Annotated in this window: 11 protein-coding genes; 10 read left to right on the top strand and 1 reads right to left on the bottom strand. The window is 71.9% G+C overall.

What is annotated here, in order from left to right; genetic code table 11:
- Nucleotides 1-21: 21 nt before the first annotated feature.
- Both KIT14_18830 and KIT14_18835 read left to right on the top strand, forming a co-directional pair.
- The gene (locus tag KIT14_18830) at nucleotides 22-192 is read left to right on the top strand and encodes a hypothetical protein (GenBank protein MCW5892574.1); all 171 of its coding nucleotides are present in this window, start codon (nucleotides 22-24) and stop codon (nucleotides 190-192) included.
- A 23-nt stretch (nucleotides 193-215) separates the two neighbouring features.
- Complete coding sequence (locus tag KIT14_18835; GenBank protein MCW5892575.1) at nucleotides 216-596, top strand: hypothetical protein; 381 nt, start codon at nucleotides 216-218, stop codon at nucleotides 594-596.
- Nucleotides 597-603: 7 nt separating this feature from the next.
- On the opposite strand, the gene KIT14_18840 is transcribed toward KIT14_18835, so the two are convergent.
- Nucleotides 604-1,506, bottom strand: a complete 903-nt coding sequence (locus KIT14_18840) for an RluA family pseudouridine synthase (protein ID MCW5892576.1) — start codon at nucleotides 1,504-1,506, stop codon at nucleotides 604-606.
- A gap of 92 nt (nucleotides 1,507-1,598) precedes the next feature.
- Here KIT14_18840 and KIT14_18845 point away from each other — a divergent pair, with 92 nt between their 5' ends.
- From KIT14_18845 to KIT14_18880, 8 genes are all read left to right on the top strand, one after another.
- Nucleotides 1,599-2,672, top strand: coding sequence for a mannose-1-phosphate guanylyltransferase (locus KIT14_18845; GenBank protein MCW5892577.1), 1,074 nt, complete (start codon nucleotides 1,599-1,601; stop codon nucleotides 2,670-2,672).
- Nucleotides 2,669-5,251 (top strand): 1-acyl-sn-glycerol-3-phosphate acyltransferase, encoded by a 2,583-nt coding sequence (locus tag KIT14_18850; GenBank protein ID MCW5892578.1) that lies wholly within the window; start codon nucleotides 2,669-2,671, stop codon nucleotides 5,249-5,251. The genes KIT14_18845 and KIT14_18850 overlap by 4 nt, the downstream gene beginning before the upstream one ends.
- 107 nt (nucleotides 5,252-5,358) lie before the next feature.
- Nucleotides 5,359-7,698 (top strand): hypothetical protein, encoded by a 2,340-nt coding sequence (locus KIT14_18855; GenBank protein ID MCW5892579.1) that lies wholly within the window; start codon nucleotides 5,359-5,361, stop codon nucleotides 7,696-7,698.
- A gap of 69 nt (nucleotides 7,699-7,767) precedes the next feature.
- Nucleotides 7,768-9,249 (top strand): lysine--tRNA ligase, encoded by a 1,482-nt coding sequence (lysS, locus tag KIT14_18860; protein MCW5892580.1) that lies wholly within the window; start codon nucleotides 7,768-7,770, stop codon nucleotides 9,247-9,249.
- Complete coding sequence (locus KIT14_18865; GenBank protein ID MCW5892581.1) at nucleotides 9,246-10,511, top strand: lipoprotein-releasing ABC transporter permease subunit; 1,266 nt, start codon at nucleotides 9,246-9,248, stop codon at nucleotides 10,509-10,511. Before lysS ends, KIT14_18865 begins: the two co-directional genes overlap by 4 nt.
- Before the next feature lie 18 nt (nucleotides 10,512-10,529).
- Nucleotides 10,530-11,249 carry an ABC transporter ATP-binding protein gene (locus tag KIT14_18870; GenBank protein ID MCW5892582.1) on the top strand — a complete coding sequence of 240 codons (720 nt, stop codon included), beginning with the start codon at nucleotides 10,530-10,532 and terminating at the stop codon, nucleotides 11,247-11,249.
- A 35-nt stretch (nucleotides 11,250-11,284) separates the two neighbouring features.
- The gene (bamA, locus tag KIT14_18875) at nucleotides 11,285-13,708 is read left to right on the top strand and encodes an outer membrane protein assembly factor BamA (GenBank protein MCW5892583.1); all 2,424 of its coding nucleotides are present in this window, start codon (nucleotides 11,285-11,287) and stop codon (nucleotides 13,706-13,708) included.
- 25 nt (nucleotides 13,709-13,733) lie between these two features.
- On the top strand, nucleotides 13,734-14,321 hold the full coding sequence (locus KIT14_18880) for an OmpH family outer membrane protein (protein MCW5892584.1): 588 nt from the start codon (nucleotides 13,734-13,736) through the stop codon (nucleotides 14,319-14,321).
- The last annotated feature ends 6 nt before the right edge of the window (nucleotides 14,322-14,327 follow it).

The raw sequence follows: 14,327 nt of genomic DNA on the forward strand, positions 1-14,327 counted from the left end.
CAGCGCGGGGCGACCGAGATCATGGCAGAGAAGAAAGCGAAGACCGCGGAGAAGGGTGGCGACGCAGGCCGCAAGGTCGTGTGTCCCGAGTGTGGTGCCGAGTGCCGCGTCGTGCAGCAGGTCGGCGCCGGTCCGCGCGGGTTCTTCTGGACCTGCGACAAGGCCTGCGGCTTCTCTCGACGCACCCGCTGAGAGCCGTACGGAAGGAGCCACGCATGGCGCGTGCGCGGAAGGGCGACAAGGGCTCCAGCTCCAAGTCCAAGGCGACGGGCCTCTTCGACGAGGAGGAGTCCGGCGGCGACGAGACCGAAGAGGAGCTGCCGAAGGACGAGGCCGGGCGGCGCAAGATCAAGCGGCAGTACGAGGAGCTGCTCGGTATCCGCATCGAGAAGCTCAAGGGCCGCATCCTCAATCGTGAGCGCATCAACAAGACGATCGAGGGCATCTACTTCATCTGCGCCAACTGCAAGAAGGTCTGTCACAACATCGACGACGGCCTCGTCGAGGATCCGAACAACGTGAACAACCTCTGCACCGCGTGCGCGACCGCCAAGGAGCCGCGCGGCGGCAAGGGCGGCAAGAACGCCGCCGCCTGATCGGCGCTCAGCCGATCCCGAGCGTCGCCGCGAGCGCGGCGAGATCGTCCGGCAGGGGCGACCAGAACGACCACGCCGCGGCGCCGTCGCGCGAGGGCAGCGTCACACCGGCCGCGTGCAGCGCGTGACGCGTGAGCGGCAGGGCCGCGGCGACGCCGCCGTAGCGCGCATCGCCGACGACGGGGCAGCCGAGCGCGGCGAGGTGTGCGCGCACCTGGTGCGTGACGCCGGTGCGGATGGTCACGCCGACCAGCGCGGCGGCGTCCGCGCGGCGCAGCGTCGTGACCTCGCTGCGCGCCTCCCAGGCGCGGTCGCCCGGGCGCGCGACGCGCATGCGGCCGCGGATGCTGCGGTCGTGTGCGAGAGCGTGCGTCACCGTCGTCGTCGCGGGCGGCGTGCCCGTGACCAGCGCGAGATATCGCTTGGTCACGCTGCCGCGCGCGAATGCGGCGCGCAGGCGATCGTGCGCCGCGGCGTGTCGCGCCGCGACGAGGAGCCCGGACGTCCCGGTGTCGAGCCGGTGCACGAGGCCGCTGGCGAGGGCGTCGCCGACCGCGGCGGTCTCGGGGAAGCGCGCGGCGAGGAATGCCGCCACCGTGCCCGTCTGGCGCGGATCGAGCGCGTGGCCTCGCATGCCGCCCGGCTTGGCGACGACGACGAGGTCGCGCTCGACGTGCAGGACGTCGACCGCGAGGTCGGGCTCGGGATGCAGCCCGTCGAGAGGCGGCAGGGTGACGACGTCGCCGGCGACGAGCCGTGCGCCCTTCGCGGTGCGACGACCGTTGACGCGCACGGAGCCGTCCGCCACGAGCGCGCGCAGGACGCGACGCGAGCAGCCGAGCGCCGCGCGCGCGAGGAACGCGTCGAGACGCATCGGCGCGTCGACGCGGAGCGTGCGGGCGGCGGACATGCGTGGCGACGACAGCGGCGTCGTCGCGGACTGTCAAGCGCCTTGCTTTTCACCCGACGCGTGCCTACACGGATCGCGGGCGGCGCCTCCGGATGACACGCCAGTCGGGCACATCACGCGTTGCCGTCGTGCTGGCGGGCGGCTCAGGCACCCGCTTCTGGCCGCGCAGCCGGGCACGCGCGCCGAAGCAGCTGCTGGCGCTCGGCGGACGGCGCACGCTGCTCCAGGAAACGGTGCGGCGGCTGCGCCCGCTCGTGGGTACGCGCGGCGTGTGGGTGGTCACCGGACGCGCGCACGCCGCCGCGGTGCGGCGACAGCTCCCCGGGTTGGAAGCCGCGCGCGTCGTCGTCGAGCCGCAGGGGCGCAACACCGCGGCGGCGATCGCTCTCGCCGCGTTGCGCATGGAGGCGTGCACGCCCGACGCCGTCATGATCGTCGCGCCGTCGGACCACGTCGTCGGCGACGCGCCGGCGCTCCGGCGCGCGCTCGAGACCGCCTGTCGCGTGGCGGCCCGCCACGAGGCGCTGGTGACGATCGGTATCCCGCCGACGCATCCCGAGACCGGCTTCGGCTATGTGCGGCCGGGTGCGCCGATCGGCCGCGGCGCGGCCGGGGCACGATGGGCGAAGGGCTTCGTCGAGAAGCCGCCGGCGGTGACGGCGCGCCGTCTCGTCGCGGGCGGCGCGCTCTGGAACGGTGGCATCTTCGTCTGGCGGACCCGCGTCATCCTCGAGGCGCTGCGGGCGCATCTGCCGGCAGTGACGGCGCCGCTCGAGACGGCGCTGGCGCGGGGAGGCCCGCGTGCGCTCGCGGCGGCGTATCGCCGCGTGCCTGCGGTCTCGATCGACCACGGCGTCCTGGAGCGCGCCGAGCGGGTGGCGGTCGTGCCGGCGCGCTGCGGCTGGAACGACGTCGGCAGCTGGGCGGCGCTCGAGGCGCTGTGGCGCGACGGCGACGTCAACGCGGTGCGCGGCCGGACGGTGATGGTCGACAGCCGCGGGTGCGTCGTCGATGGTGGGCGGCGGCTCGTCGCCGTGCTCGGCGTCGACGATCTGGTCGTCGTCGATGCGCCCGACGCGCTCCTGGTGTGTGCGAAGGATCGCGCGCAGGATGTGCGGCTCGTCGTCGCCGAGCTGCGGCGACGCAACCTGGAGCGCTACCTGTGACCCCTGAAGCCAACGCCCTCGGTGCCACCGTCGCCTCCGCTCCGGCCCCGGCCGCGGTCTCCGAGCAGCGCTCGGCGATGCTCGCGCGCTTCGGGCTGCTCGCGCGCGTGCTCGTGCGGCTGGCGCTCGGCCAGGTGCGCATCCGGCCCGAGCTCGTCGAGCGCGTCCGCCAGCTCGCCAGCCAGGGCACCGTCATCTACGTGATGCGCTACCGCTCGACGATCGACTACCTGCTCGTCAACGCGGTGCTGCTGCGCGAGGGGCTGCCGCTGGCGCGCTTCGCGCCGGGCGTGTCGCTCACCTGGGCGCGGCCGCTCGGCGACCTCCTGCGCTGGGCGTTCCGGCCGCGGGCGCGACCCGGCGCCGGCCACAAGGCGTGTCAGCAGCTGGTCGCTGCCGGCGAGCCGGTGCTCGTCTTCATGCGCAGCCATGTGGTCGCGGGCCGCCGCCGGCGTGCGCTCGCGGCGGCGCGGCTCGGGCCGCAGTACCTGCGCGACGTCGTCCGCGCGGCGGGATCGTCGCCGCGCCCGACCTTCCTCGTGCCGGTCGCGATCTTCCGCGGCCAGGGCTTCCGCCGCCGCGAGTCGCGCTTCGCGACGATGCTCTACAGCGTGCAGGAGGCGCCGGGGGAGGCGAAGCGGCTGTTCACGTACCTGTGGAACGCCGGGCAGATGCAGCTGACGCTCGGGCGCGAGGTCGCGCTCGGGCGCTTCGTCGAGGAGCACCGCCGCGCCGGCGAGGAGCGCACCGTGCGGCGCCTCGCGCGCGCGCTCCAGATCGTCCTGTATCGCGAGGAGCGGGTGGTGCAGGGCCCGGCGCTGATGCCGCGGCGGGTGGTGCGCGAGACGGTGCTGCGCGATCCCGAGCTGGCGCGTCTCACCCGGCGCATCGCCGCCGAGCGCGGCGTTCCGCGCCGCAAGGTGGTGAAGGAGGCGCGCGGCTACGTCGACGAGATGGCCGCGAGCTTCAACGGCCTCTACTTCGGCGTCCTCGAGTTCCTCTTCAACCGCGTCTTCCCGCGCGTGTTCTCGGGGCTCGAGGTGGTCGGCCTCGAGCAGACCATCGAGCGGATGAAGGAGCACCCGATCGTCCTGGTGCCCTGCCACCGCAGCCACTTCGACTACCTGATCCTCACCTACATCTTCCACAGCAACTACCTCTCGCCGCCCCATATCGCCGCCGGCATCAACCTCAGCTTCTGGCCGATGGGGCCGCTCTTCCGCGGCGCGGGAGCGTATTTCATCCGGCGGACCTTCGACGACAACGAGCTCTACAAGATGGTGTTCCGGAAGTACCTCACGTTCCTCATCCGCGAGGGGTACACGCAGGAGTTCTTCATCGAGGGAGGTCGTACGCGCACGGGCAAGATCCTCACGCCGAAGCTCGGCATGTTGACGGCGATCGTGAACGCCTTCGTGCAGGGCATCCGCCGCGATCTCTATCTCGTGCCGGTGTCGATCCACTATGGCCGCATTCCCGAGGAGGAGTCCTACCGGCGCGAGGTGTCGGGCGAGGAGAAGGAGCGCGAGTCGCTCGGCGCGCTGCTGCGGGCGCGGGCGATCCTCTCCAAGCGCTTCGGCACCGCGTACGTCAGCTTCGGCACGCCGATCTCGCTCACCGACGCGCTCGGACCGCAGCGCGACGCGTTCGCGCACGGCGCCGGCCAGCCGCCGGTCGAGGAGGACAAGCGTCGCTTCGTGCAGCGGCTCGGCTTCCGCATCCTGCGCGAGGTGAACTCGGTCGCGATGGCGGGGGCGACGTCGGTGAGCGCCACCGCGCTGCTCGGCGCGCCGCGCCAGGCGTGTCGGCTGGCCGAGTTCCTCGAGGCCGCGCACGCGCTCGTCGCGCTGCTTCGTATGCAGGGCGTGCACCTCACCGAATCGCTCGTGCGCAACGAGGCGTCCGATTTCCGCGAGAGCCTCGCCTGGCTGGAGAGCGGCGGACTCGTCACGCGGCTCCAGGACGGCGAGGGCGTGGTGCTGCACGTGCCCGCCGACCGCCGCACGAACCTCGACTTCTACAAGAACAACACGATCCACTTCTTCCTGTTGCCCTGCCTCGTGGCGCGCGCGCTCCAGGCGGGCGTCGGTCTCGGCCACATGCGCGAGCACGTCTGGCAGTGGCTCGATCTCTATCGCTGGGAGTTCCCGCTGCCGGACCGCGAAACGCTGTCGGCGGAGATCGGCCGTTGGGTGTCCTACTACCGCGAGATCGGTGCGGTGAGCGGCGAGGTCGCCGACCCGGATCACGTGATGATGCGGGTGACGAGCGGTCTCCTCGAGAACTTCCGCGAGACGTACCTCGTCGCCGCGCGTACCGTGGGCGCGAACGCGGAGTGGCCGCAGAAGCAGACCGACCTCGTGAAGGTGATGCAGCGACAGTTCGCCACGAGCCTCCTGCTCGCCGAGGCCCGCCGCCCCGAGGGCAACTCGGTGGTCACCTTCGGGAATGCGTTGTCGCGGCTCGCCGAGCTGGGGTACGTCGAGTTCAGCCGCCGGCGGGGCAGCAGGGAACGTTGGCTCGAGCGCGGGCCGGCGTTCGATCGCCTGCCGGAGCTGGTGAGACGCCTGCGCGACTGAGAGGCCGGGACGTGCACGGCCGCACGATCCCTGCACGCTCGTCACGGCGCCGCGCGGTGCATGCGGCATTGCGCGGCCCAGGGCTGGCATCGGTCTTGCGACGCAGCGTGGGCACCGTGTGGAACGGATTCCTCGTCATCACGCTGCTGCTGGCGCTGCGCATGCCGGCTGCCGCGGCGAGCGCGCTGCTCGCGGCCGGTGATCCCTCGCCGCTCGGCCTCCCGTTCTCCACCTTCAGCACCGCCGCGCTCGACGCCGACGGCCGCCTCGTTCTGCACGGCGCCTCGACGGCGGCCTTCCATCGCGACGGCGACCGCCTCGTGCACCTGCTCGCCGCCGGCGACGTCCTTCCCTCCGGGCGGCGCGTGGCGGGCGTCGGCGTGCCGATCCAGGGCCCGCCCGGATGCGCGGTCGTCATCGGCTTCCTCGTCGGCGGCGGTGGTGCGGTGGTCCGCCGCTGCGGCGACGGGCTCGACGTCCTCGCGCAGACGGGCGACGTCCTCGACGCCGACGGTCCGCTCGGCGAGCTGCAGTCCGACGTCGCCTACGGCACCGCCGGCCACGTCGCGTTCACCGCACTGCTGTCCGACGGCCGGACGGTGATCGTGCGCGTGACGGAGCAGAGCCTGTCGGCGATCGTGCGCACGGGCGATCCCGCGCCGAGCGGCGGGAGCTTCGCCTCGCTGCGCACCGTCGGCGTCTCGGCGACGGGTCGTGTCGGCTTCCGCGCCTCGGTGTCGGCGGGCCGTGACGGCTTGTTCGTCGGCAGCGGCGGCATCGTCACGCCGGTCGTGGTGGTGGGCGAGCCCAGCCCGATCGGCGGGACGTTCACCGCCGTCGGCGGGGCGACGTTGAACGCCGCCGACGTCTGGGCGTTCCGCGGCGTCATCTCGAACGGCAGCGTCGCGGGCGTGTTCCGCGCCGTCGCCGCCGGCCCCATCCCGCAGGTGAGCGCCGTGGCAGTCGAGGGGCAGGGCACCGGCGAGCCCGACGTCACCTACCGCCAGTTCGCGTCGTCGCTCGTGCCGTCGATCAACGTCGGCGGCACGATCGCCTTCCGTGCGACGCTGGGCGGTGCGGGAAGCGGCTCGGCGATCTTCGCCGCGGCGCCCGCGGGGGCGCCGATCGCGCTCCTCAAAACCCGCGACGGGACCCCCGGCACGCCGTCGCTGGTCCGCTTCCGCGACCCGAGCCTCGCCGACGACGGCAGCCTCGTGGTGCCGGCGTCGATCAGCGGCAGCGGCCCCGGACTGTTCGTCTACCGCTCCGGCGCCGTGACCACCCTCGCGCAGGTCGGCGATCGCACCGACGTCGACACCGGACAGGAGCGCTTCCGCTTCGGCAGCCCGAGCGCGCGTCAGGCCGCCGAGGGCGCCGTCTTCCTCGGCAGCCGCGAAGGCATCTTCGTGCGTGAGTCCAGCGGCACGCTGAGGACGCTCGCGTTCGTCGGCGGCCCGACGCCGCTCGGCGGGACCTTCGCCGCGCTCGATCCGCCGGCGGTGGACGGCGCCGGGCAGGTGGCCTTCGGCGCCGAGATCCGCACCGCACCGGGCGACAGCCCGCGTGCGAGCCGTGCGCTCGTCGGCACCACGCGCCGCGGCGGCCTGCGTGCGCTCGCGGTCGCCAGCGAGCGCGTCGGCAAGGCGGGCCGGTTCGTCGACTTCTTCGCCGCCACCCTCGACTCCCTCGCCCGCGGCGGCGTCGGGCCGCGCGGCGAGGTCGCGTTCGAGGCGACGCTCCAGGGCGGCAAGACGCCGCGCGGGATCTTCCTCGTGACCGGCCGCAAGCCACGCATCCTCGCTCAGGCGCGCCGCAAGGCGCCCGGCGGCGGTCTCTTCGATACCTTCGGTACGCCGGCCGTCGAGCGCGGCGCCCGGGTCGCGTTCGTCGCCCAGATCGACCGCGACGGCACGCGCCTCCCGGCGCTCTTCCAGAAGCGCGGCGGCGGCATGCGGCGGATCGCCGTGCGCGGAGAGCGTGCGCCGGGCCGCCTCGTCGACCGCTTCGGCGATTTCGATCCGCCCGACTCCAGCTCGAGCGTGACCTACTGTCGCGCGACGCTCCTCGACACCGGGCGCGAGGGCATCTGGATGCTGCGGCGCAACTCCTTCGGCTTGCTCGTCGGCAGCGGCGATGCGCTGCCGGACGGCACCACCGTGCGCAGCGTCGGCCGGCCGCAGGCCACCGACGGCGGGGTGGTGTTCACGGCGCGCGTGAACGGTGCGAGCACGGGGCCGGGGCTCTACCGCGTCGCGGCCGACACGGTGCCGGGCCCGAGCGCGCCCGCACCGGCGATCGAGCGGCTGCTCGGTCCCGGCACGCCGTCGCCGCTCGGTGGGGCGATCGCGGCGATCTCCGGCGTCGAGGCGAGCCGCAAGGGTGGCATCGTCGTCATTGCCGAGCTCACGGGCGCGAGCGCGCGGAGCGCGATCCTCCTCGTCGATTGAGCGTCGCCGGGCTTCCTTGACCGGCCGGGGGCCCCCCGATAGAAACCCTCGACTTTTCCAACGTCGAGGATGCCGGACGACCACGAGCAGATCGTGGTCAGGCGGCGGAAGCTGGACGCGCTCCGCGCGCGCGGCATCACCCCGTATCCGAACGGGTTCCGCCCTGACCATACCGCCGCCGAGGTGCATGCGCGCTTCGGCGGGCTCGACGACGCCGGTCTGGCCGCGGCGCTCGACGTCGCCGTGGGTGGACGCGTGCTCGCGGTGCGCGACTTCGGCAAGGCCGGCTTCCTGCGCCTCCAGGACCGCGGCGACGTGATCCAGGTGCACGCGCGTCGCGACCGCCTCTCCGAGGACGACTTCGCGCACTACCGGCAGGTCGACGTCGGTGACCTGGTCGGGGTCACGGGGCGTCCCTTCCGCACGCGGACGGGCGAGCTGACGCTGGAAGCGCACGCCCTCGTCCATCTCGTCAAGTCGCTCCAGCCGCTGCCGGAGAAGTGGCACGGCCTCCAGGACGTCGAGGCGCGCTACCGCCAGCGCTACGTCGACCTCATCGTCAACCCCGAGGCACGCCGCATCTTCGTGCAGCGGGCGGCGATCCAGCGCTACGTGCGCGAGTTCCTCGTCGGGCGCGGCTTTCTCGAGGTCGAGACGCCGATGATGCAGCCGATCGCCGGCGGCGCGGCGGCACGCCCGTTCGTCACGCACCACAACGCGCTCGACATCGACCTCTATCTTCGCATCGCCCCCGAGCTCTATCTGAAGCGGCTCGTGGTCGGCGGCTTCGATCGGGTCTTCGAGATGGGCCGCGTGTTCCGCAACGAGGGCCTCTCCACGCGGCACAACCCGGAGTTCAGCCTGCTCGAGTTCTATCAGGCGTACGCCACCTACGAGGACCTCATGGACCTCACCGAGGAGCTGTTGGTCGGGTGCGCCCGGGCCGTGACCGGCGGGCTCCAGGTGACGTGGGGCGAGATGGCGATCGATCTCACGCCGCCCTGGCCGCGGCGGTCGATGGCGGAGCTGGTCGGGGAGCGGGCGGGCATCCCGGCCGAGCGCCTCCTCGACGCGGACGTGGTGCGGGACCTCGCGCAGCGCACCGGCGGCATCGAGCGCGCGAGCATGACGCCCGGCGAGCTGCTCGGCCTCTGCTTCGAGCGTCTCGTCGAGCCGCACCTGATCCAGCCGACGTTCGTCACGCAGTTTCCGGTCGAGCTCTCGCCGCTCGCGCGGCGCAACGACGCCGACCCGCGCGTCGTCGACCGCTTCGAGCTGTTCGTCGGGCAAAAGGAGCTGGCGAACGCCTTCTCCGAGCTGAACGATCCCGACGACCAGCGGGCGCGCTTCGAGGGGCAGCTCCAGGCGCGCGCGGCGGGCGACGAAGAGGCGCACGCGATGGACGACGACTACGTCCGCGCCCTCGAGTACGGCATGCCGCCGACGGCCGGTGAGGGCATCGGCATCGACCGCCTCGTCATGTTGCTCACCGGCGCGACGAGCATTCGCGAGGTCATCCTCTTTCCGCAGCTGCGGCCGGAGCGCGCGTGAGCTGGGAGCTGATGGTCGGCGTCCGCTACCTGCGCTCGCGGCGGCGCGGGGGCCTGCTGTCGCTGATCTCGGCGCTGTCGCTCGCCGGCGTGACGATCGGGGTCGCCACGCTGCTGATCGTCCTCGCGGTGATGACCGGCCTCGAGGTCGAGCTGCGCAAGAAGATCCTCGGCTTCAACCCGCACGTCACCGTGCAGAGCTATGCCGGGCCGGTGGAGCAGTGGCAGGACGCGCTCGCCAAGGTGCGGGCGGTGCCCGACGTCATGGCGGCGGCGCCGGTGGTCTACGGCCAGGCGATGGTCGGGATCGGCCGCACGGTGTCCGGCGTGGTCGTTCGCGGCATCGATCCGAGCTCGGTGGGCGGCGTGATCGAGCTTGAGAATCATCTCGCGCGCGGCAGCATGGAAGGCCTGAAGACGCCCCACCGCATCCCGCGCGAGGAGTCGGAGGGCGGCGGGTTCGTCGAGCTGCCCGGCCTGCTGGTCGGGCAGGAGCTGGCGCGCCAGCTCGGCGTCGGCCCGGGCGACGTCGTCAACGTGATCTCGCCCCTGGCGACGCCGACGCCCGCCGGCATGGTGCCGCGCCTGAAGCGCTTCGTCGTCGGCGGCGTGTTCGACTCCGGCATGTTCGATTACGACGCCACCCTCGTCTACATGAACCTCGCGGACGCGCAGCGCTTCTTCGATCTCGGCGAGGGCATCGGCGGCATCGAGGTGCGGGTGAAGGACGTCTACGACGCGCGCACCGCGGCGCGCGCCGTCGAGGACGCGCTGGGCGGCTTCCCGTACCGGGCGCGCGACTGGATGGAGCAGAACCGCAACCTCTTCTCCGCGCTGCGGCTGGAGAAGGTGGTCTACGCGATCGTGCTCTGTCTCATCGTCGTGGTGGCGGCGTTCAACATCCTCGCCTCGCTGACGATGCTCGTGAAGGAGAAGCGCCGCGACATCGCGGTCCTCAAGTCGATGGGGGCGTCCGGCGCGGCGATCGGGCGCGTCTTCATCCTGAACGGCGCCGTGATCGGCGTCGCGGGCACCGTGCTCGGCAACCTCCTCGGCCTCGCCGGCTGCTGGCTCCTCGCGCGCTATCAGTTCGTCGAGCTGCCGAAGGACGTCTTCCTCGTCACCACGCTCCCGGTGCGCATGGAGCCGGCGAACTTCCTCGTCGTGGCGCTGGTGGCGGTGGGCATCTGTCTCGTGGCGGCGCTCTCCCCCGCCCGACGGGCGGCGAATCTGGTCCCCGTCGAGGTGATCCGATATGAGTAGCGCCGCATGTCGGGCCGCATGACCCCGCTCGTGCAGGCGGAGGGCCTGGGGAAGACCTATGTCGACGGTCCGACCGAGGTGCAGGTGCTGCGGGGGCTCGACCTCCTCGTCGCACCCGGCGAGTCCGTGGCGATCATGGGCGAGTCGGGCGTCGGCAAGAGCACGCTGCTCCACATCCTCGGGCTGCTCGACGCGCCGAACGGCGGCCGGCTCCTGTTCGACGGCACCGACGTGCTCCGGCTCTCCGAGTCCGAGCAGGCGGCGCTGCGCAATCGGGCGGTGGGCTTCGTCTTCCAGTTCCATCATCTGCTCCCCGACTTCACGGCCCTCGAGAACGTGATGCTGCCCGCGCTGATCGGCCGCGAGCCGCTGCGCGGCGCACGGGAGCGCGCCGAGGCGCTGCTCGCGCGCGTCGGCCTCGGCGATCGCCGCGAGCACCGTCCGGGCGAGATGTCCGGCGGCGAGCAGCAGCGCGTCGCCGTGGCGCGCGCGATGATGCGGCGGCCGCGTCTCCTCCTCGCCGACGAGCCGACGGGCAGCCTCGACCCTGCGACGGGCGAGCGGGTCCAGGCCCTCATGATGGAGCTGAACGCCGCGGCCGGATCGGCGCTGGTCGTCGCCACGCACAACGCCCGGCTCGCGGCGACGATGGGACGCACGCTGCGTCTCGTCGACGGGCGGCTCGAGGAGAGCACGGCGCAGGTCGAGGGGCTGCGGGGGACGGCGGGCGGCGTGTGATGGGCGGGTTCGGTGCAGAGACACGAGGGAGCGGTATGGGGCGGAACGTCTCGGGGGTGATCGGGCTCGCGATGGCGCTCGGGCTGGCGCTGGCGCCGGGCGTCTGGGCCCAGGGCACGGCGCCGGCGCGGCGTGCGCCGGGCGCGCCGAAGCCCGCGCAGCCGGAGCCGGCCGCCCAGGCGACGGGGCAGCCCGTCGTCCGTATCGTCGTCGACGGCAACGTCCGCGTCGAGGAGGACGCGATCCGCGTCCACATGAAGACGCGCGACGGGCAGCCCTTCTCGCAAGAGGCGCTCGACGAGGACATCAAGGCCGTCTACCGGATGGGCTTCTTCGATCAGGTGACGGCCGAGGTGACGCCCGATCCCGGCGGCAAGGGCGTCGACGTGGTCTTCACGGTGAAGGAGCGGCCGCTCGTCCGCGCCGTCACGCTCGAAGGCAACGACAAGCTCACCAAGGAGGAGCTCGACGGCGCCCTGCGCGTGCGCCCGCACACCATCCTCGACGCCGAGAAGGCGCGCCAGGGCATCGAGGCGGCGAAGAAGCTCTACGCCGAGAAGGGCTATCTCGACGCGCGCATCACCTACACGACGACGCCCGTGGGCGAGAACGAGGTCGACGTCGTCTACACGATCGAGGAGCAGGAGCCGGTTCGCGTCCAGGAGATCGAGTTCGAGGGCAACGAGGCGTTCTCGGACCGCCAGCTGAGCCGCCTGCTCCAGACCCAGGAGGAGTGGATCCTCACGCCCTTCACCGGCGCCGGCAACCTCAACAAGGACGTCCTGCGCACCGACGTCGAGCGCCTCACCGCGTTCTACTACGACAACGGCTACGTCACCGTGCGCATCGACGAGCCGCAGATCGAGCGCAGCGACGCGGGCCTCAAGATCACCATCAAGATCGACGAGGGCGACCAGTTCAACGTCGGCAGGGTCGGCATCGAGGGCAGGGATCTGCCGCCCGACGTCGACGCCATGGCCGGCAGCCTCACCACCAAGTCGGGCGAGACGTTCAGCGCCAGCACCCTGCGCCAGGACGTCCAGACGCTCACCGAGCGGCTCTCCGAAGACGGCTTCGCGTTCGCGAGCATCGAGCCGGCCACGACGATCGAGCCGGAGGCGAAGACCGTCGACGTGATCTTCGAGGTCGAGCGCGGCAAGCCCGTCGTCGTCGACAAGATCGAGGTCACCGGCAACACCAAGACGCGCGACTACGTCGTGCGGCGCGAGATGCGGCTCCAGGAGCAGGAGCTGTTCTCCGGCACCCGGCTGCGCAAGAGCCGCGAGGCGCTCCAGCGCCTCGGCTTCTTCAACGAGGTCAACGTCACGACGCGCAAGGCGCCGGCGTCGGAAGACCGCATGGACGTCGTCGTGGACGTGAAGGAGGCGCAGACCGGCGCCTTCAGCGCCGGCGCCGGCTTCAGCTCGGCGGACTCGCTGCTCTTCAACGTCCGCATCCAGGAGAACAATCTCTTCGGCCGCGGCCAGCGCCTGGTCCTCAACGCCGACGTCGGCTCCATCCGTCGCAACATCATCCTGTCCTTCACCGAGCCGTACTTCATGGGCACCCCGCTCACGGCGGGCTTCGATGTGTTCAGCTGGCGGCTGCGGTTCGAGGACTTCGCCCGCGACGGTACGGGCGGCGGCGTGCAGTTCACGTATCCCGTCACCGCCTTCGGATGGGACTCGCTCTGGGGCTTCCCGCTCGACGAGGTGCGTATCGGCGCCGACTATCGGCTCGAGCGCGCGGCGATCGAGGACATCGACTTCGACGCCACCGCCTCGATCCGCGCGGAAGAGGGCAGCAGCCTGATCAGCAGCATCACGCCGCGCATCTCGCGCAACACCCTGAACCACTTCTTCGACCCGACGTCCGGCTCGGTGCAGGACCTCTCGATCGAGATCGCGGGGCTCGGCGGCGAGCAGTTCTACAAGGCCGAAGCGCGCTCGCGCTGGTACTGGACGTTCCTCAAGACGAAGACCTTCGGCGACTTCACCTACTCGCTGGGCGCGACGGCGGGCTACGGCGTCGGCAACGCGGGTGCGGACGGCGACGAGCTGCCGCTGTTCGAGCGCTACTTCCCCGGAGGCATCAACTCCATCCGCGGCTTCGAGACCCGCACCCTGGGTCCGCGCGAGCTGCGCAAGAACCGCTACGGCACCGTAATCTCGTCGTCGCCCATCGGCGGCAGCTCGCAGTTCATCCTGAACAACGAGGTCATCTTTCCGCTGGTGCCCAGCATCGGCCTGAAGGGCGTCGTCTTCGTCGATGCCGGCAACGCCTACGGCGGCGACCAGGACATCTCGCTCGACAACACGCGGGCCGCGGCGGGCGGCGGCGTCCGCTGGCTCTCGCCGCTCGGCCCCCTGCGGGTCGAGCTCGGCGTGCCGATCAAGGACAAGAAGCGGGATCAGACCAGCCTGCTCCTCTTCTCGTTCGGCGGCCCGTTCCAGTTCTGATTTTCTCGGGAGGAGAACACACAGCATGCGTCGGACGGACCGGATCGGGGCCCACTGGGCCCGGGGGGCCGCGCTCGTCGTGGCCGGCGTGCTCGCGTGTGCCGGCGTGGCACGCGCGGACAGCAAGGTGGGCATCGTCGACATGCAGCGCGCGCTCAACGAGTGCGACGCCGGGCGGCGAGCCAAGGATCAGGTGAAGTCGAAGTTCGAGCGCGCGCAGAATCAGCTGAAGAACCAGCGCGAGGAGCTCGATCGGGCGCGCGAGGACTACGAGAAGCGCGCCACCGTGATGCGCGAGGAGCAGCGCCGCGACCTGGAGAAGGATCTCGAGGGGCGCACGCTCGACTTCAAGCGCAAGTATGAGGACTTCCAGCGCGACCTGAAGCGCACCGACGCGGAGCTGACGTCGGGGATCGTCGAGGAACTCTACAACATCGTCGCCGACTACGGACAGCAGCAGCAGTACACGTTCATCCTCGAAGCCTCGAGCGGGGCGCTGCTCTACGGCGAGAAGTCGCTCGACATCACCGACGAGATCATCCGCCTGCACAACGGCGGCGCCGGCCGCGGCAGCGGCGGCAAGCGCGCGCCCTCGCGCCGCGGGGACGAATAGGGCTCC

The sequence above is a fragment of the bacterium genome (genome assembly GCA_026129405.1).
GTDB lineage: Bacteria > Desulfobacterota > Binatia > DP-6 > DP-6 > JAHCID01.

Bases quoted from the DNA above. Each gene is read 5' to 3' on its own strand.
- KIT14_18870 (MCW5892582.1), top strand. From the start codon at position 10,530: ATGACCCCGCTCGTGCAGGCGGAGGGCCTGGGGAAGACCTATGTCGAC.
- KIT14_18880 (MCW5892584.1), top strand. From the start codon at position 13,734: ATGCGTCGGACGGACCGGATCGGGGCCCACTGGGCCCGGGGGGCCGCG.
- KIT14_18835 (MCW5892575.1), top strand. From the start codon at position 216: ATGGCGCGTGCGCGGAAGGGCGACAAGGGCTCCAGCTCCAAGTCCAAG.
- KIT14_18845 (MCW5892577.1), top strand. From the start codon at position 1,599: ATGACACGCCAGTCGGGCACATCACGCGTTGCCGTCGTGCTGGCGGGC.
- bamA (MCW5892583.1), top strand. From the start codon at position 11,285: ATGGGGCGGAACGTCTCGGGGGTGATCGGGCTCGCGATGGCGCTCGGG.
- KIT14_18840 (MCW5892576.1), bottom strand. From the start codon at position 1,506: ATGTCCGCCGCCCGCACGCTCCGCGTCGACGCGCCGATGCGTCTCGAC.
- KIT14_18830 (MCW5892574.1), top strand. From the start codon at position 22: ATGGCAGAGAAGAAAGCGAAGACCGCGGAGAAGGGTGGCGACGCAGGC.
- lysS (MCW5892580.1), top strand. From the start codon at position 7,768: ATGCCGGACGACCACGAGCAGATCGTGGTCAGGCGGCGGAAGCTGGAC.